Consider the following 18,564-nt stretch of genomic DNA (forward strand, 5'->3'; position numbering starts at 1 on the left):
CGCTGCTCAGGCGCGTGGTACGACGTACGACACCAAGTCGGCGTCGTTGGCCGAGAGGTCGGCCCAGCGGGTGGTGAGGTGCAGGATCGCGAGGCCCGTGGTCGGGTACTTCTGGGTGAGCTCGACGCGCTCCGGGCTGGTGCCGTCCAGGGCGAGTTCGTCGGCGAGCCACGGGATGCCCGGCGCGTGGCCGACGACGACCACGGTGCGGGCCTCGGCCGGGGCCTCGTGGACGACGTCCAGGATGCCGTCGGTGTCGGCGTTGTAGATGCGCTTGTCGTACCAGACGTCCTTGGCGCCGACACCGGCCTCGGCGACGTACTTCCAGGTCTCGCGGGTGCGCTTGGACGGCGAGCACAGGACCAGGTCCGCTTCGATGCCTTGGGCAACGAGATGCCGTCCGGCGGCACCCGCGTCGGCCCTCCCGCGCTCGGCCAGCGGCCGCTCGAGATCAGGCATCGTCTCGGGCGGCACCGCCTTGGCGTGCCGAAGCAGGACGAGCGTACGGTCGATCAACAGGTCCGACGGGTCAGCCATTGCGTCAGGATACGACGGGGGTCTTGAGGTTGCGGAAGACCTGCCGGGTCGCGGTGGATCTGTTCAGGGTGATGAAGTGGATGCCGGGTGCGCCGCCGGCCAGCAGACGCTCGCACAGCTCGGTCGCGATCTCGACGCCGACCTCGCGGACAGCGGCCGGGTCGTCCTCGACGGCGTGCAGCCGGTCGGTGACGGCGGCCGGCAGCGCCATACCGGTGAGGTCGGCCATCCGCTGGATCTGCTTGATGTTCGTGACCGGCATGATGCCGGGCAGTACCGGGATGTCGCAGCCGAGCGCGGCGGCCCGGTCGACGAGCCGGAAGTAGTCGTCGGCGCCGAAGAACATCTGCGTGATGGCGTAGTCGGCGCCGGCCCGGGCCTTCGCGGCGAGCACCTGCGCGTCCGCCTCGAGCGAGGTCGCTTCCGGGTGCTTGTCCGGAAAGGCGGCGACACCGACGCAGAAGTCACCCAGCGACCGGATCAGCTCGACCAGTTCGATGGCGTGGTCGAGGCCCTCGGGGTGCGCGACCCAGGGCTGGTTCGGCCCGCCCGGCGGGTCGCCGCGGAGCGCGAGCATGTTCCGGACGCCGGATCCGGCGTACGCGCCGATCACGGAACGCAGCTCGTCGCGGGAGTGCGCGACGCAGGTCAGGTGCCCGAGCGGCGTCAGCGACGTGTCCTGCGCGACCCGCTCGGTGACCCGGATCGTGCCGTCCCGCGTCGTCCCGCCGGCGCCGTACGTGATCGAGACGAAGGTCGGCCGCAGCTGCTCGATCTCGCGGATCGACCGCCACAGCACCTCCTCCGCCTCGGGGGTCTTCGGCGGGAAGAACTCGAACGAGAAGGACCGGTCTCCGGATGCCAGCAGCTCGCGGATGGTCGGCGCACCGCCGGGAAGCGTCGAGGGAAGACCGTTCGCCATGACGTCAGGTTACCCGCGGTGGCCGGTCGCGTCTGCCCACCGACTACGCTCCGAGACGTGTATGGCGATGTGGACATCCCGGCCGAGATCCAGCGTGCACTGAGCGGCTTCCTCGACCGGCAGGAAGAGCGGCTGACCGCCATCGGGCCGGAACTGGCCGAGCAGGTGCAGGCCGCGCGGGACGCGACCAGCGGCGGCAAGCGGCTGCGTCCGTCCTTCTGCTACTGGGGTTTCCGGGCCGCGGGCGGCGACCCGGAGCAGCCGATCCTGACTGCCGCGGCGAGCCTGGAGATGCTGCACGTCAGCGCACTGGTGCACGACGACGTGATGGATTCCTCGGACGTACGGCGGGGCGCGCCGTCCGCGCATCGCCGGTTCGAGGCGCTGCAGCGGGAGCGGGCCGCGAAGTCCGGGCACGGCGCGGATCCGGTCGGGTTCGGCGTCGGCGCCGCGATCCTGCTCGGAGACCTGTGCCTGATCTGGGCCGACGAGCTGCTGCACACGTCGGGTTTCGACGCGGCGGCGCTGGCCCGTGCGGAGCAGTACTTCGACGCCGTACGGGTCGAGGTGACGGCCGGACAGTACCTCGATCTGCTGGCGCAGGCGAGCGGCGAGTCGGACATGGATCTGGCGTTGCGCGTGCTGCGGTACAAGTCGGCGACGTACACGATCGAGCGGCCGCTGCACGTCGGTGCGGCGCTGGGCGGCGGGAGCGCGGAGTTGATCTCGTCGCTGTCCGGGTACGGGCTGCCGCTGGGCGAGGCGTTCCAGTTGCGGGACGACCTGCTCGGGGTGTTCGGGGATCCCGCGGTGACAGGCAAGCCGGCCGGGGACGATCTGCGCGAAGGCAAGCGGACGGTCCTGATCGCGTACGCCGTCGACCACGCGTCGGAGATCCAGCTGACCGAGTTCAACCGGCTCTTCGGGCGCCCGGATCTCGACGACGACGAGATCCAGCTGCTCCGCGAGATCCTTCAGGACTCCCGCGCCGTCCAGGCCTGCGAGGAGCTCATCACCGACCGCACCGAGGACGCACTCGACGCCCTCGACCGGGCCCCGCTGGCCGACGACCAGGCCCGCAAGGCCCTCACCGACCTGGCCGTCGCCGCGACATCCCGGGTTGTGTAGCTACTGCTCCGCGAGCAGGTTGATGAGGCGGAGGAGGTCGGCGGTGGCCGGGAGGTTGCCGAGGACGATGACCTTGAGGACGGCTCGCTCCTCGTCGTAGATCGTCTCGGCCTTGAGGTGGACCGCCTCGGGCGTGTTGAGCGCGCCGTGGATGTGGGTGCTGAGACGGTCGGCGGTGGCGCGGTCGACCGCGTCGATGTGGACGATGCTGGACGCCTCGACGTGCCGTGCGGAGCGGTCGACGTCGACGACGGCAGTCGGCGTACCGGTGAATTCCTCGAGGTCCTCACGGGTGATCCGGTACTGCTTGCCGATCCGCACCGCCTTCAGCCGGCCGTCGCGGACGTAGTTACGGATGGTGCGAACGTGCAGCCCCAGACGGTTCGCGACCTGCTCCACCGAGTACAGCTCCTGGGCCATCCCATCAGCCTACGGCAGTTCCTTAGAATTCCCTATAAATAGCCGAATTAGGGTACTTAGAGTAGTTTGAGTACATGCCACGGGTACACATCAGCGACACGCCACTCGGCGACGAGAGCGACGCCGTACAGCTGATCGTCGACGCGCACTACGCGCACCAGGCCGAGTGGATCGCGTTCACGCCGGAGCAGTTGGGGGACGCGTTCTTCGAGCTGAGCAGTGGACGGGCCGGCGCTATCACGCAGAAGTTCGTGATGTACCAGATGGGCCTGGCCGTCGTCGGCGACATCTCGGAGCGGGTCGCGGCGAGCAAGCCGCTGGCGGACTGGGTGCGGGAGAGCAACCGCGGCCGCAACCTGCTCTTCGCCGCGGATCTCGACGGACTGAACGCCCTCTTAGAGGACCGGCAGTGAGCTCAGCAGGTCGGGCGTTTCCGTCTCGGCTATGAGCACCCGGAGCTGACCGGAGTTCGTGGTGTCCTCGGCGAAGATCTGCAACGCGACGTCGACCGTGTCGTGGTCGTGGTCGAGCAGGTGCCGCAGCCCGGTCCACAGCACGACCTCGGGTGCGCCCGTCGACCGGTCGCTGAGCGAGTCGGCGAGCGCGTCCCAGTTCCGGCCGAACCAGCGCGGCAGGTCGAACGCGGTCGCGCACAGGTCGAGGAACCCGGTCTTGTCGTGGATCTCGCCGGTGTCGAGCAGCACGAACCCGAAGCCTTCGTCCAACGCGTCCCGGCGTACGGCGTCGGCACCGGGAGCGGCCGGCCAACGGTAGACACCGGGCCGCAACCCCTCCTCCAGCAGCGCCCGTAGCGAGCTCATGAGGTTCCCCCGTCTTCCGCGATCCGGCGGAAGGATTTGTAGTGGTCGTCCGTGTAATAACGCTCGCCGGCGTTACCGGTCACGATGCGGCGGGCCCCGCGGTCCTTCTCCCCCGGCGTCTTCACGGTGTACTCGTGGTAGTAGCCGCGGTCGTGCTTCGGCAGGATCTTCTCCAGGTTGCCGAACACCACACCGTCCCGGCTGTACGGGTACGGCCCGCCCTGGTCGATGAGCTTGAGCGTGTCCTGCCCCTCCTTCGGCAGGTCCGCTACGGCGACGTACTGGAGACCACTCGTCGGATCGACGTCTGCCTTCTGGTCGGCCGCTTTCGTGTCCGCAGCGCAGCCGAACAGCGAGGCCGCCAGGGTGATCACCAGCATGGCGATCACCACGACCGCGACGATCCGCGCGGCCTTCGGGTTGTTGATCACCCGGCCACCCGCAGTCTCCGGCTGAACGCGGCGGCCGCCTCCCCCGGGTCGTCCGCCTCGGTGATCGCCCGTACGACGACCACGCGCGTGGCCCCCGCTTCCAGTACCTCGTCCAGCCGCTCGAGGTCGATGCCGCCGATCGCGAACCACGGCTTCGGTTGCTTGCGGCCGGCCGCGTACGACACCAGGTCCAGACCGGCGGCCTGACGCCCCGGCTTGGTCGGCGTCGCCCACGTCGGCCCGACGCAGAAGTAGTCCGAGCCCACCTCGTCGACCGCGGCGTTCACCTGGCTGAACGTGTGCGTCGAGCGTCCGACCACCGGAGCAGGCCCGACGATCGCCCGAGCGGCATGCACCGGCAGGTCACGCTGTCCCAGATGCAGTACGTCGGCGCCCGCGGCGAAGGCGATGTCAGCGCGGTCGTTGACGGCCAGCAGCTTGCCGTGTCGCCGGCACACGTCCGCGAACACCTCCAGCGCGGCCAACTCGTCGGCAGCCTCCATCTCCTTCTGCCGGAGCTGCACGATGTCCACGCCGCCGGCTAGCGCGGCGTCCAGGAACTGTTCGAGGTCGCCCTGCTTCTCGCGCGCATCCGTGCACAGGTAGAGCCGGGCATCCGCGAGACGATCGGTGTGGTCGGTCACACCCCAAAGCCTGCCATGTCCCCACAGAAGTAGGGTTGAGGGCATGCCTGATGTGGTGGTTGTCGGCGGCGGATTGATCGGTTTGGCGACCGCGTGGCGACTGGCCGCAGACGGTATCCAGGTGACGGTCTGTGACCCCACACCGGGCGCACAGACCTCGAACGTCGCCGCCGGCATGCTCGCCCCGGTCACCGAGGTGGAGTACGGCGAGGACGACCTCCTGGCCCTCAACCTGGCGTCGGTGAACGCCTGGCCGACCTTCGCCGCCGAGCTCGAGGACCTGACGGGACAGCCCGCGGGCCTGCACCAGACCGGCACACTGTCCGTTGCGTACGACGTGGACGACGCAGCAGCGCTCCGCAGGCTCGCTGACTACCAGCGGCGGCTTGGCCTCGAAGTGGAGGAGCTGTCCGGTCGTGACGCCCGCCGTCGCGAGCCCCTGCTCGCCACAGGTGTGTCCGGTGGCGTCTGGGTCCCCGGCGACCATTCCGTCGACAACAGGCAGGCCGTGGCCACGCTGCTCCGCGCCGTCGAGCTCTCCGGCGTACAGCTCATCCGCCAGCGCGTCACCCAGGTCGTCACGTCCGGTACGACGGCACTCGGCGTACAGCTCGAGAACGGTGACACGGTGCACGCAGGTCACGTGATCGCGGCCACAGGGCCGTGGTCTTCGCAGCTGGACGGCGTACCCGAGGAGCTTCGTCCGCCAGTGCGTCCGGTGAAGGGTGAGGTACTGCGGTTGCGGGTCCCGGAGGCGTACCGCCCGGCGCTCCAGCACACCGTGCGCGCCACAGCCCGTGGCTTCTCGGTCTACCTCGTACCGCGGCCCGGTGGCGAGCTGGTGGTCGGAGCGACCACGAGCGAACTCGGGTACGACACCCGGGTGCTGGCGGGTGGTGTGTTCGCCCTGCTGCGTGACGCGCGGAGCGTGCTCCCGATCACGGACGAGCTCGAACTGGTGGAGGCGATCGCCGGTCTCCGCCCGGCGACCCCGGACAACGCGCCGGTGCTCGGACCGTCCGGCCTGGATCGGTTGCTGTGGGCAACCGGCCACTACCGCAACGGCGTGCTGCTGACACCGGTCACCGCGCAGATCCTGGCCGACACCGTGCGGACCGGGACGCTGCCGGACCTCGGGAAGCCCTTCCTGGCCAACCGGTTCGGGCACTGACTCACCGTTGCCCGCAGCAACCGGAAAGATTGTGAACGACAACAATGTAGTTCAGCCTTGAATTGTAACCTTTGCGTTACAGGCGTAACACCAACCCCATTCGCCACTGTTGTCACATCCGTACCAGCACATACGGTCAGGTGACGTTCACACGGGGAGTTGGTTGCGATGCGCAACGTCGTACGGATCTTGAGTGGCCTGGCGGTACCGGTGCTGACCGCGGCGGTGATCACCGCCGGTGCGCCCGGCTTCGGCGCGTACAAGGTCAAGGAGGGTGACACCCTCAGTCACATCGCCGGCCGCTACGGCACGACGGTGTCGACCCTGGTCGCGCTGAACAAGCTGCCCGGCAACGGCAACGCGATCTACGCGGGCGAGGTGCTCAAGGTCCCGGGCAAGGGGTCGTCGAAGACCACCGCCAAGATACCGGCGAAGCGCTCCCAGCTCGGTCGGGTGACGTACGTCGTGAAGCCCGGCGACACCGTTTCCGGGATCGCGAAGCGCTTCAAGTGCTCGCAGGCCAACCTGCTCGCCGCGAACGGGCTGAAGTCGGGCGCCCGGATCTACGCCGGCAAACCGCTGCAGGTGCCGGTGAAGGTGCGCCCCAAGGCCAGGAAGGACAACACGTTCGCGGGGCGCACGTACGCCGACCACATCGTCGCCGCGGCCAACCGGAACCGGGCCACGCTGAAGAAGCGCAAGCTGCCGACCCGGACCCAGATGCGCGCCCTGATCGTCAGCACGGCGAAACGGTACGGCGTCGACCCGGAGCTGGCGCTCGCGGTCAGCTGGCAGGAGTCCGGCTGGAAGCAGCGGGTCGTCTCCCCCGCGAACGCGATCGGCGCGATGCAGGTCATCCCGTCGACCGGCCGGTTCGCGTCCAAGCTCGTCGGCCGCGACCTGGACCTGCTCAAACCCCGCGACAACGTCACCGCCGGCGTCGTCCTGCTGAGCCGCCTGACCGGCGCCGCCAAGCTCGACATCGCGGTGGCCGGCTACTACCAGGGCCTCGGCGGCGTGAAGAAGAACGGCATGTACGCCGACACCAAGGTCTACGTGAAGAACGTCCTACGGATCCAGGCGCAACTGGAACGCGGGTGGGACCCCCTGCGGTGAGCCTGGCGCGGTGACGCTGAGCGGTTATCTACACTCTCTGCAGAACGGTTTGGGGAGAGGCGGCTCACCGCAAGTGACGGACGACGTGGACACGCAGGTCAGCGACCGCCTCGTCGGGCGCGTGCTCGACGGTCGGTACCGCGTGGGCGCGCGCGTCGCCAAGGGCGGGATGGCGACTGTCTACGAGGCGCTGGACATGCGGCTGGACCGGACCGTCGCGCTCAAGGTGATGCACGACGGGCTCGGTGACGACGCCCAGTTCACCCGCCGCTTCGTGGCCGAGGCCCGCGCCGCCGCCCGCCTCTCGAACCCGAACGTCGTGGCTGTCTTCGACCAGGGCGACGACGACGGCACGCTGTTCCTGGCGATGGAGTACGTCCGCGGCCGCACGCTGCGTGACGTCATCCGCGAGGAAGCGCCGCTGTCCCCCGCCCGCGCTCTCGACCTGCTGACGCCCGTCCTGTCCGCACTGTCGGCCGCACACGACGCCGGCATCGTGCACCGCGACATCAAGCCGGAGAACGTCCTGATCTCCGACAAGGGCGCGGTGAAGGTCGCCGACTTCGGTCTGGCGCGTGCGGTGAGTGCCAGCGGCAACACGGCCACCCAGGGGCTCCTGATGGGCACCGTGTCGTACCTGGCGCCGGAGCTGGTCACGGACGGCAGCGCGGACGCCCGCTCGGACGTGTACTCGGCCGGCATCGTCCTGTACGAGATGCTCACCGGCAACAAGCCACACTCCGGTGACACCCCGATCCAGGTCGCCTACGCCCATGTCCACGCCGACGTACCCCCACCGTCGCTGGAGCAGCCGAGCATCCCGCCGTACGTCGACGCGCTCGTGCAGCGCGCGACCGCGCGGGACCGGGACCTGCGGCCGACCGACGCGCGAGTGTTCAGCCGGCAAGTGCACCGGGTGCGTAGTGCGCTCGACGAAGGGTTGCCGGACGACCCTGAGCTGACCGGTGACCTGACGGTGCCGATTCACCAGATCAGGCAGGACAGCGGGTACGACGACGGCTACACGCGTGGCGAGGCCTCAGGTGAGATCAGGCACGACACCATCGTCGTACCGGTGGAGCACGGCCGGCCCACCGGTGCTCCGGCCAAGACACCGCCTCCGACGAAGGCGCCGCCACAGAAGCAGCGCAGGTCGCGTGGCCCGATCGCACTGATCGCGATCGTCGCCGCCGCGATCGCCATCGGCACCGGAGCCTGGTACTACGGGATTCAGCGCTACACCACCACACCCGACCTGGTGAACCTGGAGCCCGCCGCCGCGACGGCGAAGGCGCAGGAGTCCGGCCTGCACACCACCCTGGACAACCAGGACTACTCGGAGGACGTCAAGGCGGGTCTCGTCATCCGCACCGACCCGAAGGCGGGCGACCGGATCCGGAAGGACGGTGAGATCGGTCTCACCGTCTCCAAGGGACCGGAGCGGTACCGCGTGCCGCAGCTCGTCGGTCTGCAACTGGACGCGGCACAGCAGGCGCTGTCGCCGATCAAGCTGATCACCGGGCAGATCATCGAGCAGTACAACGAGACCGTGCCGCAGGGCAAGGTGATCGCGATCAGCCCGAAGTTCAACACGGTCGTGAAACCGGGCACCGCGGTGAACTTCGCGGTCAGCAAGGGCAAACGGCCGATCAGCGTCCCGGATCTGACCGGCAAGTCGTACAAGGATGCGAAGCGGACGCTGACCAAGCTCGGGTTCGTCGTCGGGCGCAGCACGCAGTACGACGAGAAGGTCGCCGAGGGCAACGTGATCAGCCAGACCCCGAACAACGGCACGCTGTTTGCCAAGGACAAGGTGTCGCTGGTCGTGTCGCTCGGCCCGCCGCTGGTCGAGGTCCCGGACGTGAAGCGGAAGACCACCGCCGAGGCGCAGAAGATCCTCGGCGACGCCGGCTTCAAGGTGACGGTGCAGAAGGCGCCGTTCAACCTCGGCCTCAACATCGTCGCGGCCCAGAGCCCCGCAGGCGGCCGGAAGGTCAAACCCGGCAGCACGATCGTGATCACCGTCCTGTAGCCGTCTTTTTGCCTTGCAGGCAAGGCGTCTGATCTGATGTCCGGCGTGAACCACCCGCGTCTTGCCGTGCTGGCCCTGCTGTCGGTTGCGGCGGCGTGGGGGTCGACGTTCTTCCTGACCAAGGACCTGCTCACCAGGATGGACGTCGCCGACTACCTGGCGTTGCGGTTCCTGATCGCGTCGGTCGCGCTGATCCTGGTGCACCCGCCCGCGATCGCGCGGCTCAGTCGCCTCGACCGCGGCCGCGCCGTTGCCCTCGGCATCACGTACGGCATCGCCCAGCTCCTCCAGACCGAGGGCCTGCGGCACACGTCAGCCAGCGTCTCCGGCTTCGTCACCGGCATGTACGTCGTCTTCACCCCGCTGCTCGGCGCCGTGATCCTGCGGCACAAGATCGGCCGCTGGGCCTGGATCGCCGTGATCCTCGCCACCACCGGCCTCGGCGTACTGTCGCTGCGGGGACTCAGCCTCGGCCACGGCGAACTGCTGACGCTGGCGTCCGCCGGCCTCTACGCGCTGCACATCATCGGCCTGGGCGCCTGGTCGACCTCGAGGAACGCGTTCGGACTGTCGTCACTGCAGATGATCGTGATCACCTGCGTCTGCGCGATCGGCGCTCTGCCCGGCGGCTTCTCGGTGCCTTCCACGGGTGGTGACTGGGTGGCCGTGGTCTACATGGCACTGGTCGCCGGAGCCCTCGCGCTGATCGTCCAAACGTGGGCGCAGGCACACCTGACTCCCACTCGGGCGGCGATTGCCATGACAATGGAGCCAGTGTTCGCGTCGGGGTTCGCGGTGCTGTTCGGCTCCGACAGCCTCACCTGGCGGATGCTGGTCGGCGGCGCACTGGTGGTGTCGGCCATGTACCTGGTCGAGCTGGCGCCACGGCGTAAGTTCGAGGCGGAAGTGCAGCACCTGGCCCAGTAGTTCTTGCTCAGTAGTTCTCGCTCAGGAGGGGGATCATGCGGCCGAGCCGACGGCGCGATCGGTGGTTCCCTAACGTCGTGATCGCGCTGCTGCTGATGGCGCTGGCCGCCGGGACGGTCAGCAATCTGGTGCGCAATCCGCAGCCCCGGCTGGTCGCCGAGGGCGTTCCGGGTCGCTTGGCCCCGCCCGGCGGCGCCTCGGCGGGCAGCGGGAAGTACGACGACCTGGTCCGGCACGCCCTGGCCGACCTCGACGCTCTCACCGTCCAGACCGACCCACCGCCCGACCGGCAAACCGTCCCGGACAACACTAAGCTCCCGGACGACACCAAGCTCCCGGACGACACCACGCTGCCGGGCGCTGCCACGCCGCCGGACAAGACCACGCTGCCGGGCGCCGCCGTACCGAGCGGTGTGACGCTGGCCGGCTGGAACGGTCCTTGGCGGTTCGTCTGGCCACGCGACGTGTCGTTCGTCGCGGTCGCCCGGTGCGCGGTCGGCCAGTACGACAAGGCGTACCAGGTGCTGTCGTTCCTGAACAGCATCCGCCCGTCGACCGGCCGCTGGGAGGCCCGCTACACGGGCACGGGCGGCCACCTCGAAGACGCCCGGGCACCCCAGGTGGACGGCGCCGGCTGGGTGATCTGGGCGACCTGGTTCTGCCGCGCCGGCAATCGGTACTGGGACCTCGTCCGCGAGTCCGCAGACCAGATCGTCGGCGAGCTCGGTCCGGACGGCCTGCCGGCAAGCTCATCCGACTACTGGGAAAGGCCTGAGAAGGAGGTGACCCTGGGCACGGTCGCTCCCCTGCTGACCGGCCTCCGCAGCGCCATCCACGTCGCCACCGACCTGCACCGCACGACCGACGCCGACCGCTGGCGGACGGCCCTCGACAGACTGTCGGCGGCAACCGACCGAGCCTTCGCGCCCGACTACCCGCGGACACCGGCGCGCGCCACCAGCTTCGTGGAACCAGGTGTCGAACCAATCAGCATCGGCGGCGGCGCCGACGCGATCGTCACGGTGCTGGGTCCACCGTTCGCGCCGGGCAACCCTCAGGTATCGGCAGCGATCGACCGCGCGCACGACGTACTCACACAGCCCAACGGCGGTGTGACGCCTGGAGAGTCCTGGCGTGCGGACGGGGTGTCCTGGACGCCGCAGACCGCGTTGTTCGCGTTAAGCGCTGCAGCCCGCGGAGACCGCTCCACGGCCGAGACCCTCCTCACCTGGCTGGACCAGCACCGCACCAGCACCGGTGCGCTGCCCGAGAAGGTCAACCGGGACCTGGAGCCGGCCGGCGAGGCACCACTCGCGTGGACTGCTGCACTGGTGATTCTCGCCGACACAGCTCTTCAGAATCCGCTACCAGTCCCGTAGCTAACAGATCTCCATCACGTCGTGCGTGGGCGCGTCCGGTCGCGCCGTACTCGTCTTGCCCGAGTAGAAGAACGCCGTCGACGAGATGTCGTCCTGTAGCGGCAGGTAGCGTCCGCCGGAGCGCCAGCCGAGAGCCTGTACGTCGACGCGTAGCCGCTCCTTGAAGCGGATCGGGTCTGGCAGGTGGAAGCGGTACATGCCGAAGCGCTGCTGGCTCTGGTACTGCCCGTCCGGCCGGATCACCTGCGGCATACCGAGGTACGGCGTACTGAACTCGGTGTAGCCGCCCAGATGGGGTACGTCGAAGTTCCACGCGCCACCGAAGTAGTCCTCGGTCCCTGTGCCGCAGATGGTCGGGAACTCGTCGTCACCGTCCAGGTAGAACTTCACCTCGCCCTCACCCCACCAGCCGGTGCTGTTGACGCCCCAGGCCAGGTACGTGCCGACGTAGTGCCCCGGACCCTCCACACCGTCCAGCAGCGTGTGCACCGTCTTGGAAGGCAGCGGGTTGCTGCGACGCCACTGCGCATGCAGGTACGCCGACTTGTCCGGCACAGCGCCCAGCCAGTAGTCCACCTGGAAGTACACGACCACCGGCTCGTCGTGCGTGTTCTCGATGGTCAGCTGCGCCTGAGACTGGAACGGCATCTCCCAGTAGCAGTTGAATCCGCCGTTGGGGTTCACCGCGACCGGCAGCGAACTCACCTGGGCGAACTTGCCCCAGCCGGAGCAGAAGAAGTCGCCGACCGGGGTCTCGATCGCGGGTGCGGCGTCGCCGTCCCAGAACGCCCGCAGTACCAGCCGGCGCCAGTGGTCGACATGCGTGGTCAGCCAGATGTGCGTGATGCAGCCGGACCCGGCGATGTCGGCCAGCGTCACGGTCTCCCCCGGCCCGATCTCGATCGACGGCGAGACCTTCCAGCCCTGGCCGAGGTCGCGGGCCGCGTGCGCGCCGGTCCCCTCGGTCCGCCGTCCGCCCTGACCGGGCTCGCCGGTCGGGTTCTCCGCACTGATGGAGCGCGACTCGACGTCGGCGAGCGCGCTGATGCCGGTGAGGTTCCCAAGAGTCATACCCGCGACCTTAGGCCGCCACCGGTCCGTCGAGAAATCGATTGCCCATCAAGTGGGACCGGGCCGCCTTCGATGCACTGCCACCCTTCCATGGATGCTTATATTCATCGTGGGTTATATTGCAGCCATGGACAGTCGGCACGGGACGGTCTTCGCGACCGGCGACGGACGGACGGCGATCAGGTTCGAACGGTTGCTGCCCCATCCACCGGAACAGGTGTGGGAGGCGATCACGGATCCCGCGCGGCTGTCGGCGTGGTTCCCCGCGGTGGTGGACCTCGATCGTCCGGTCGGGACTGAGCTGTTCTTCGCGGTGACGGAGGAACAGCAGCGGAGGTTCGGGATGGTGGACGACCCCGAGCGCACACCGAACGGCCGACTGCTGCGGAGCGAGCGGCCGACTGTGCTGGAGTACGAGTGGGCCGGCGAGGTCCTCACCTGGGAGATCTCTCCGACCCCGACGGGCAGCCGACTGGTGTTCACCAACGTCCTGTCCGATCCTGAGGCCGCTGGACCTGCTGCGGCGGGCTGGGAGGCAGGGCTGGAGGTCGTCGAGGCCCAGCTCGACGGCACACCTGTCACGTGGGACCCGTTCACTCGGGCCGAGGAGTTGGCCGCGGCCTACGAATAGCGGGGGTATCAGCAGGGGCGGACTTTGGCGTCGAGGCCGTGGGTGAAGGTCAGGCACGCCCAGGGGCGGCCCTGGTCGCGGTTCGGGCGGACGACGAGCGGGTACGCGTCGGCGCCGCGCACCTGCGGGTTCTTCTCGGTCGGTAAGGTTCCGACGGCTCCCCCGCGCGCCTCCGCGGCGGCCTGTACGTCGGCGATCGACACCGTACTCCGGGCGTTCTTCTGCGCCGCGTTCTTCGCGTCGGTCGCGACCTGCAGCGCGAAGTCGATCTCCGGCGGCTTCGACCAGGTCGTCTGCGACACCGGGATGACCAGCCCGAACATCCCCAGCCCGACCCCTGTCACGATCTGCCGCAACCGCCGAGTCTGGTCGGTCAGCAGGAGCGCGGCGCAGCACACCGCGAGCAGAGCGGTGAGACCGCGAAGGATCCAGTGCCGATCGAGCCGGCTGTCGACTGCGAGCCCGGCTGCGACGGCGATCACCAAACAGAGCCCGGCCGCACCCAGCGCCCGAGCCCGCGGAGACAGAGATTGCATGCCGCAGACGATAGACGCTGAGCCGTTCGTCGCACGGTAGTGGCCGTTGGGCGCGGGACTCGCCGGTCAGGTTCGTGCGACTCGGACGGTGCTGGCAGATTCGGAGGGGTCCCACCGCCCCCTAGGGATTGGATGCACTGACGTGACCGAGAACCCTGGTTCCTGGAGCATTTCGCGGCGGCGTGCGCTGCAACTCGGCGGAGGTGCTGCCGCCGTCGGCGCCGTACAACTTCCGGCCACGACCGCCGAGGCCGCCGACCCGTCGACCGGCCGGCAGGCTGTGCTCACCGAAGGCACGAACCTGATGGTGTCGGTGTCGCCGGACGGGAAGTGGCTGGCGTCCGACCTGGTGACGGCGATCTGGGTGACGCCGGCCGCGGGCGGTACGTCGCGCCGGCTCACCGACGACCTGCAGGATGCGACCCGCCCACGCTGGTCCCCGGACGGGCGGTCGATCGTGTTCCAGTCGTACCGCGACGGAAACTTCCACCTCTGGTCGATCCGGCCGGACGGCACCGGCCTGCGGCAGTTGACCAGCGGCCGGTACGACCACCGCGAGCCGCACTTCACCCCCGACGGCCGATCGATCGTCTTCTCGTCCGACCGCGGCAGCTTCGGCGACGGGAGCAACACCGCGGGCAGCTACGGCATCCACCGCCTCGATCTCGCGAGCGGCACGATCGTCGCGCTGACCGACACCACCAGCGAGGAAGCCGAGCCGACTGTCTCCGCCGACGGCCGGAAGATCGCCTTCACCGTCGACACCAGCTCGATCGTCGAACTCGATCTCACCTCCGGTGTCCGCACGACGATTGTCAACAATCAGACCGGGATCACTCTGTTCGGCCCGTCGTACTCCCCCGACGGCACCCTCGCCTACGTTCGCCTGACCGGCCCGTCCTGCGATCTGATTGTCGACAATCAGCAAGTCAGCAATGGACAGGACGTCTTCGCGGTCCCGTCGTCCTGGGCGTCGACGGACCTCTTCTACACGGCCGACGGCAAGGTCCACCGCCACCGGGCCGACGGCGGGCACAGCGTCGTACCGTTCGCGGCGACGGTTCCCGTGACGTCGCGGCGTCCGCGGCCGAAGGCTCCTGATCTGGAGTCGACGGGTAAGCGCGCGGTCCAGGGGATCGCCAGCCCGACGGCGTCGCCGGACGGGACGTGGATCGCGTTCCGCGCGTTGAACGCGCTCTGGCTGGCACCGACCGACGGCAGAACCCAACCCCGCAAGGTGGTTGCCGACGGCTACTTCAACTCGGACCCGGACTTCTCGCCGGACGGCAAGAAGTTGCTCTACGCAAGCGATCGCGACGGTACGGCGGACCTGTGGCTGCACGATCTGGCCACCAACACGGACACCAAGCTGTCGGGTCTCCCGGGCGCCCAGACCGCGCCGCGTTTCGCGCCCGACGGAAAGCGGATCGCGTACCAGGACCAGGACGGCATCGCCTGGGTTCTCGACCTCGCGTCGGGCGAGGTCCGGCAGCTCACGCCGACGCTGTTCCAGCCCGGCCGGGTCAGCTGGTCGCGCGACGGCAAGACCCTCGTCCTCGCAGCGGTGAAGCCGTTCTCCAAACGTTTCCGCGAGGGCACCAGTCAACTGCTGTACGTCGATGTCGCGTCGACCGCGCTCGAGTACGTCGAGCCGATGCCGTTCCGCTCGCTCGCCACCCGCGGCGACGACGGCCCCGTGTTCGCACCGGACGGCAAGCACCTGGCCTTCGTGGTAGAGAGCCTGCTGTACGTCGCACCGGTCGACGCCCGCGGCCGCTTCACCGGGGAGCCGCGCGCGGTCACGAACGAAACGACGGACTCCCCCGTCTGGCTGGACAACGACACGTTGCTCTACCTCAACAACGGACGGTTGCGCACGACAACAGGCCGGACGGTCAAGCTCGACCTTCAGTACCGGCGGGCGACCGTCAACCAGCACGTCACGATCCACGCCGGCGCGTTGTGGGACGGGCGGGCGGCCACGCTGCGCGAGAACGTCGACGTGGTCGTCGACGGTGCGCGGATCGCCGCCGTACGCCCGCACACCGGCCGCGCCGACATCGACGCGTCGGCGCTGACCGTGATGCCCGGGTTGATCGACGCGCACAACCACTGGCATCTGCGCGGGCGGGCGTGGGGTGCGCGGCAGGGCAACCTGTGGCTGGCGTACGGGATCACGTCCACCCGATCGCCCGGCGACCCGGTCTATCAGATGCAGGAGACGCGGGAAGCGCTTGTCAGCGGGTCACTAAGAGGGCCGCGGTACTTCGCGACGGGTGAGGCGATCGACGGGTCGCGGGTGTACTACAACTTCATGCGGCCGACGCTGTCGGTACGGCAACTCGGTCTGGAGCTCGATCGGGTCGAAGGGCTCGCGTACGACCTGGTGAAGACGTACGTGCGGCTGCCGATCGAGTACCAGCGGCGGGCGATCGCTCACGTGCATCGCCTCGGGCTGCAGCTGTCGTCGCACTACCTCTATCCCGCGGAGCATCTCGGGATGGACGGCATGGAGCACACCGGCGCAACGAACCGGCTCGGGTACTCGCACACGGTCAGTCGGCTGGGACGCGCGTACGCCGATGTGGTGACGCTGTTCACGCGGGCCGGGCTGTCCGTGACGCCGACGCTCTTCAACTCGACGATGGCCCACGTCGACGATCCGTCCTTGCTCACGGACCGCCGTACGACGACGCTGTATCCGTCCTGGGAGTACAACGCGTTGATCACCGAGGTGAACACCGCGAAGGGCCCGGCCGGTGTCACCACGCGCGAACTGCTGCGCGGCAACGTCGACATGGTGCTGCGCATCCACCGCGGCGGCGGGCTGGTCATCTCGGGCACCGACACTCCGCTCGACAACATGGCCGTATCGCTGCACGCCAACCTCCGCTCGATGGTCGCGGGCGGATTCACGCCGTACGAGGCGCTCACCACCGCCACGCACAACCCGGCGAAATGGCTCGCCCTGGAGGACAAGCTCGGCGTCATCAAACCGGGTGCCCAGGCCGACCTGTCCTTCGTCACCGGCGACCCACTCGCCGACATCCGCGCCGCGGCCGCCGTCCAACAGGTGATGATCGCCGGCAATCTCCACACCGTCGACGACCTGCTCCAGCCGTACGCCGCCGGCACCCGCCTCCAGCCCGCCGTCCACACCGCCAACGCCCCACAACCCCTGACCCGCACCCAAGCCCACGCGCACAACACCCAGTACTGGTGGCACGAACCCGAATGGCTCCACCGAGCCTGCTGCGAAGGCTAGGCCAGCCCTCGGTTCCCGCTCCGGAGTGCCACCCGCCGACCAGTCACACGCGCAGGTCGACAGTACGTATACGTCCACTGTCCGGCGATCCCGCCTGCCGCCCCGTGCGGACAGGCAGGTAGTAGACGTATACGTACTGTCGAGCTGCCGTTTCCGGCCGACTGTGGCTACCCGTGAGCGCGGTCAGCCGGTTGTCGGGGGAATGGACACCTTCTAGGTGCTGCGGACAGGGAATATCAGGTACGAGCCCACCAGGACCTGTCCCACGGCCCCGCGGTTCACCCCCACTTCGGACAGGAGAGCCGGTTATCCACCCTCGTGGGCGAGGTGCGGGTTGCGTTCATCGTCGGGCTGTCGGAGTACAGCTGAGAATCAGAAGGTGGTGGTGAGGTCCTGGGTCTGACCGGTCGCGGAGGCGCGGTACGCGGACTCGATGATGTCGATGACGTGGCGCGCGTGTTCGGCGGTGACGATCGAGGGCTTGCCGTCGCGGACCCAGTCGACGAGCTGCATGACGTCCTCGTACACGTGCTGCTCCTCGATCTCCCGGTGTACGCCGGTCACGTGCGGAAGCAGCGCCTGGTTTCCCGGTCCGCGCGGCGCCTGCTCGGACGGGTCGCGGCGGGGGAAGTCGAAGGGTTCACCGTTGAGCAGCAGCCCGTCGATCGTCCCCGCCGTACCGTAGTAGGCGCCGCCGAACCCGCCGCGCATCCCGCCCGCGGCTGTCCCGGTCGCGACGCAGAACAGGTTGTCGCCGAAGTCGATCAGGATGACGGTGTTGTCGTCGGCATCGGTCCGTACGTCGCCGCGCACCGGGATCCGTACGCCGGACATCGCGGTCACGCGCCGCGCCGGCCCGAGGATCCCGGTGACGGAATGCAGCGCGTACACCGTCATGTCGTACAGCGGTCCGCCGCCGGGCTTGCGGAAGTACCACGACGGATCGATGTTCGACAGTACGTCGTTGCCGCCGCGCACGGACTCGTCCTCGTGGTACGTGCCGAACGCCGCGCCGCAGCTCACCCACGACAACGTGCCGATCGCCCCCTCGGCGATCAGCTCCCGCGTCCGCACGTGATGCGGCCGCAGCATCTCCCCCGGTGACGCGACGATCCGCAGATCGTTCTCCGCGGCGAGCTCGATCAGCTCGGTCGCCTCGGCGACGGTCACCGTCATCGTCTTGTTGAAGTGCACGTGCTTCCCGGCCTGCAACGCGAGCTTGCCCTGCTCGTAGTGCAACCCGATCGGCGAAGCGATCGTCACGGCGTCGACGTCGCCGCGCGCCAGCAGGTCCTCATACTGCGTGAACGCCTGGCCGACCCCGAACTTGTCCGCCGCCGCCTCCGCGCGTCCAGGCACCGGGTCACAGACCGCGGCCAAGGTCACCCGCCCGGCCAGATCCGGCTGGCCCAGATGTGGAAGCAGCCCGCGAACCGAAATGCTCCCCGCGCCGACAACACCGATCCGCACAGAATCCGCCATACCGGCAATGCTATTGGCGATCGCCGAACCCTGCGGCGGTGCGCGTTTCTG

Annotated in this window: 18 protein-coding genes; 9 read left to right on the plus strand and 9 right to left on the minus strand. The window is 68.9% G+C overall.

Annotation, left to right across the window (positions count from 1 at the left end):
* Window positions 1–6: 6 nt before the first annotated feature.
* Both E0H50_RS15455 and metF read right to left on the minus strand, forming a co-directional pair.
* Window positions 7–537, minus strand: a complete 531-nt coding sequence (locus E0H50_RS15455; RefSeq protein WP_131288753.1) for a SixA phosphatase family protein — start codon at window positions 535–537, stop codon at window positions 7–9.
* Window positions 538–541: 4 nt separating this feature from the next.
* On the minus strand, window positions 542–1,459 hold the full coding sequence (metF, locus tag E0H50_RS15460; protein ID WP_131288755.1) for a methylenetetrahydrofolate reductase [NAD(P)H]: 918 nt from the start codon (window positions 1,457–1,459) through the stop codon (window positions 542–544).
* A gap of 57 nt (window positions 1,460–1,516) precedes the next feature.
* Here metF and E0H50_RS15465 point away from each other — a divergent pair, with 57 nt between their 5' ends.
* The gene (locus E0H50_RS15465) at window positions 1,517–2,587 is read left to right on the plus strand and encodes a polyprenyl synthetase family protein (protein WP_131288757.1); all 1,071 of its coding nucleotides are present in this window, start codon (window positions 1,517–1,519) and stop codon (window positions 2,585–2,587) included.
* Here the strand turns inward: E0H50_RS15465 and E0H50_RS15470 are convergent, their stop codons facing one another.
* Window positions 2,588–3,007 (minus strand): helix-turn-helix domain-containing protein, encoded by a 420-nt coding sequence (locus tag E0H50_RS15470; protein WP_131288759.1) that lies wholly within the window; start codon window positions 3,005–3,007, stop codon window positions 2,588–2,590. It lies immediately after the preceding gene.
* 74 nt (window positions 3,008–3,081) lie between these two features.
* On the opposite strand from E0H50_RS15470, the gene E0H50_RS15475 reads away from it, so the two are divergent.
* A complete protein-coding gene (locus E0H50_RS15475; protein WP_131288761.1) occupies window positions 3,082–3,420 on the plus strand; it encodes a DUF4180 domain-containing protein in 339 nt (112 codons plus the stop codon).
* Here the strand turns inward: E0H50_RS15475 and E0H50_RS15480 are convergent.
* Genes E0H50_RS15480 through thiE form a run of 3 tightly spaced genes read right to left on the minus strand, consistent with a single transcriptional unit; the run spans window position 3,403 to window position 4,903 of the window.
* Complete coding sequence (locus E0H50_RS15480) at window positions 3,403–3,828, minus strand: barstar family protein (RefSeq protein WP_131288763.1); 426 nt, start codon at window positions 3,826–3,828, stop codon at window positions 3,403–3,405. The two genes, E0H50_RS15475 and E0H50_RS15480, sit on opposite strands and share 18 nt — an antisense overlap.
* Window positions 3,825–4,259, minus strand: coding sequence for a guanyl-specific ribonuclease (locus E0H50_RS15485; RefSeq protein ID WP_202868164.1), 435 nt, complete (start codon window positions 4,257–4,259; stop codon window positions 3,825–3,827). Before E0H50_RS15485 ends, E0H50_RS15480 begins: the two co-directional genes overlap by 4 nt.
* Window positions 4,256–4,903, minus strand: a complete 648-nt coding sequence (thiE, locus tag E0H50_RS15490; RefSeq protein WP_202868165.1) for a thiamine phosphate synthase — start codon at window positions 4,901–4,903, stop codon at window positions 4,256–4,258. Before thiE ends, E0H50_RS15485 begins: the two co-directional genes overlap by 4 nt.
* Window positions 4,904–4,946: 43 nt before the next feature.
* On the opposite strand from thiE, the gene thiO reads away from it, so the two are divergent.
* The 5 genes from thiO (at window position 4,947) to E0H50_RS15515 (ending at window position 11,528) form a co-directional block, all read left to right on the plus strand.
* Entirely contained in the window at window positions 4,947–6,074 is a 1,128-nt protein-coding gene (gene thiO / locus E0H50_RS15495) for a glycine oxidase ThiO (protein WP_131288767.1), read from the plus strand.
* A 168-nt stretch (window positions 6,075–6,242) separates the two neighbouring features.
* Complete coding sequence (locus E0H50_RS15500; RefSeq protein ID WP_131288769.1) at window positions 6,243–7,190, plus strand: LysM peptidoglycan-binding domain-containing protein; 948 nt, start codon at window positions 6,243–6,245, stop codon at window positions 7,188–7,190.
* Window positions 7,191–7,263: 73 nt separating this feature from the next.
* Window positions 7,264–9,222 (plus strand): Stk1 family PASTA domain-containing Ser/Thr kinase, encoded by a 1,959-nt coding sequence (gene pknB / locus E0H50_RS15505; RefSeq protein WP_131288771.1) that lies wholly within the window; start codon window positions 7,264–7,266, stop codon window positions 9,220–9,222.
* A 36-nt stretch (window positions 9,223–9,258) separates the two neighbouring features.
* Window positions 9,259–10,149: a DMT family transporter gene (locus E0H50_RS15510; RefSeq protein ID WP_131288773.1), complete on the plus strand. Its 891-nt coding sequence runs from the start codon at window positions 9,259–9,261 to the stop codon at window positions 10,147–10,149.
* 35 nt (window positions 10,150–10,184) lie between these two features.
* Window positions 10,185–11,528 (plus strand): glycoside hydrolase family 15 protein, encoded by a 1,344-nt coding sequence (locus tag E0H50_RS15515; RefSeq protein ID WP_202868166.1) that lies wholly within the window; start codon window positions 10,185–10,187, stop codon window positions 11,526–11,528.
* Here E0H50_RS15515 and E0H50_RS15520 read toward each other — a convergent pair whose 3' ends face one another.
* Window positions 11,529–12,599, minus strand: a complete 1,071-nt coding sequence (locus E0H50_RS15520) for a glycoside hydrolase family 172 protein (RefSeq protein WP_131288775.1) — start codon at window positions 12,597–12,599, stop codon at window positions 11,529–11,531.
* A 127-nt stretch (window positions 12,600–12,726) separates the two neighbouring features.
* On the opposite strand from E0H50_RS15520, the gene E0H50_RS15525 reads away from it, so the two are divergent.
* Window positions 12,727–13,230 carry an SRPBCC domain-containing protein gene (locus E0H50_RS15525; protein ID WP_131288777.1) on the plus strand — a complete coding sequence of 168 codons (504 nt, stop codon included), beginning with the start codon at window positions 12,727–12,729 and terminating at the stop codon, window positions 13,228–13,230.
* An 8-nt stretch (window positions 13,231–13,238) separates the two neighbouring features.
* Here the strand turns inward: E0H50_RS15525 and E0H50_RS15530 are convergent, their stop codons facing one another.
* Window positions 13,239–13,766, minus strand: a complete 528-nt coding sequence (locus E0H50_RS15530; RefSeq protein ID WP_131288779.1) for a hypothetical protein — start codon at window positions 13,764–13,766, stop codon at window positions 13,239–13,241.
* A gap of 142 nt (window positions 13,767–13,908) precedes the next feature.
* On the opposite strand from E0H50_RS15530, the gene E0H50_RS15535 reads away from it, so the two are divergent.
* Window positions 13,909–17,031: an amidohydrolase family protein gene (locus tag E0H50_RS15535; RefSeq protein WP_238150982.1), complete on the plus strand. Its 3,123-nt coding sequence runs from the start codon at window positions 13,909–13,911 to the stop codon at window positions 17,029–17,031.
* A 372-nt stretch (window positions 17,032–17,403) separates the two neighbouring features.
* Here E0H50_RS15535 and E0H50_RS15540 read toward each other — a convergent pair whose 3' ends face one another.
* A complete protein-coding gene (locus E0H50_RS15540) occupies window positions 17,404–18,513 on the minus strand; it encodes a Gfo/Idh/MocA family protein (protein WP_131288781.1) in 1,110 nt (369 codons plus the stop codon).
* Window positions 18,514–18,564 lie beyond the last annotated feature (51 nt).

Origin of the sequence: Kribbella sindirgiensis (genome assembly GCF_004331435.1) — a bacterium.
GTDB classification, from domain to species: domain Bacteria; phylum Actinomycetota; class Actinomycetes; order Propionibacteriales; family Kribbellaceae; genus Kribbella; species Kribbella sindirgiensis.

Coding starts and splice junctions, on each gene's coding strand:
- E0H50_RS15475 (WP_131288761.1), top strand. CDS start 3,082: ATGCCACGGGTACACATCAGCGACACGCCACTCGGCGACGAGAGCGAC.
- E0H50_RS15530 (WP_131288779.1), bottom strand. CDS start 13,766: ATGCAATCTCTGTCTCCGCGGGCTCGGGCGCTGGGTGCGGCCGGGCTC.
- E0H50_RS15455 (WP_131288753.1), bottom strand. CDS start 537: ATGGCTGACCCGTCGGACCTGTTGATCGACCGTACGCTCGTCCTGCTT.
- E0H50_RS15525 (WP_131288777.1), top strand. CDS start 12,727: ATGGACAGTCGGCACGGGACGGTCTTCGCGACCGGCGACGGACGGACG.
- E0H50_RS15515 (WP_202868166.1), top strand. CDS start 10,185: ATGCGGCCGAGCCGACGGCGCGATCGGTGGTTCCCTAACGTCGTGATC.
- thiO (WP_131288767.1), top strand. CDS start 4,947: ATGCCTGATGTGGTGGTTGTCGGCGGCGGATTGATCGGTTTGGCGACC.
- E0H50_RS15510 (WP_131288773.1), top strand. CDS start 9,259: ATGTCCGGCGTGAACCACCCGCGTCTTGCCGTGCTGGCCCTGCTGTCG.
- E0H50_RS15500 (WP_131288769.1), top strand. CDS start 6,243: ATGCGCAACGTCGTACGGATCTTGAGTGGCCTGGCGGTACCGGTGCTG.
- E0H50_RS15540 (WP_131288781.1), bottom strand. CDS start 18,513: ATGGCGGATTCTGTGCGGATCGGTGTTGTCGGCGCGGGGAGCATTTCG.
- E0H50_RS15520 (WP_131288775.1), bottom strand. CDS start 12,599: ATGACTCTTGGGAACCTCACCGGCATCAGCGCGCTCGCCGACGTCGAG.
- metF (WP_131288755.1), bottom strand. CDS start 1,459: ATGGCGAACGGTCTTCCCTCGACGCTTCCCGGCGGTGCGCCGACCATC.
- E0H50_RS15480 (WP_131288763.1), bottom strand. CDS start 3,828: ATGAGCTCGCTACGGGCGCTGCTGGAGGAGGGGTTGCGGCCCGGTGTC.
- E0H50_RS15470 (WP_131288759.1), bottom strand. CDS start 3,007: ATGGCCCAGGAGCTGTACTCGGTGGAGCAGGTCGCGAACCGTCTGGGG.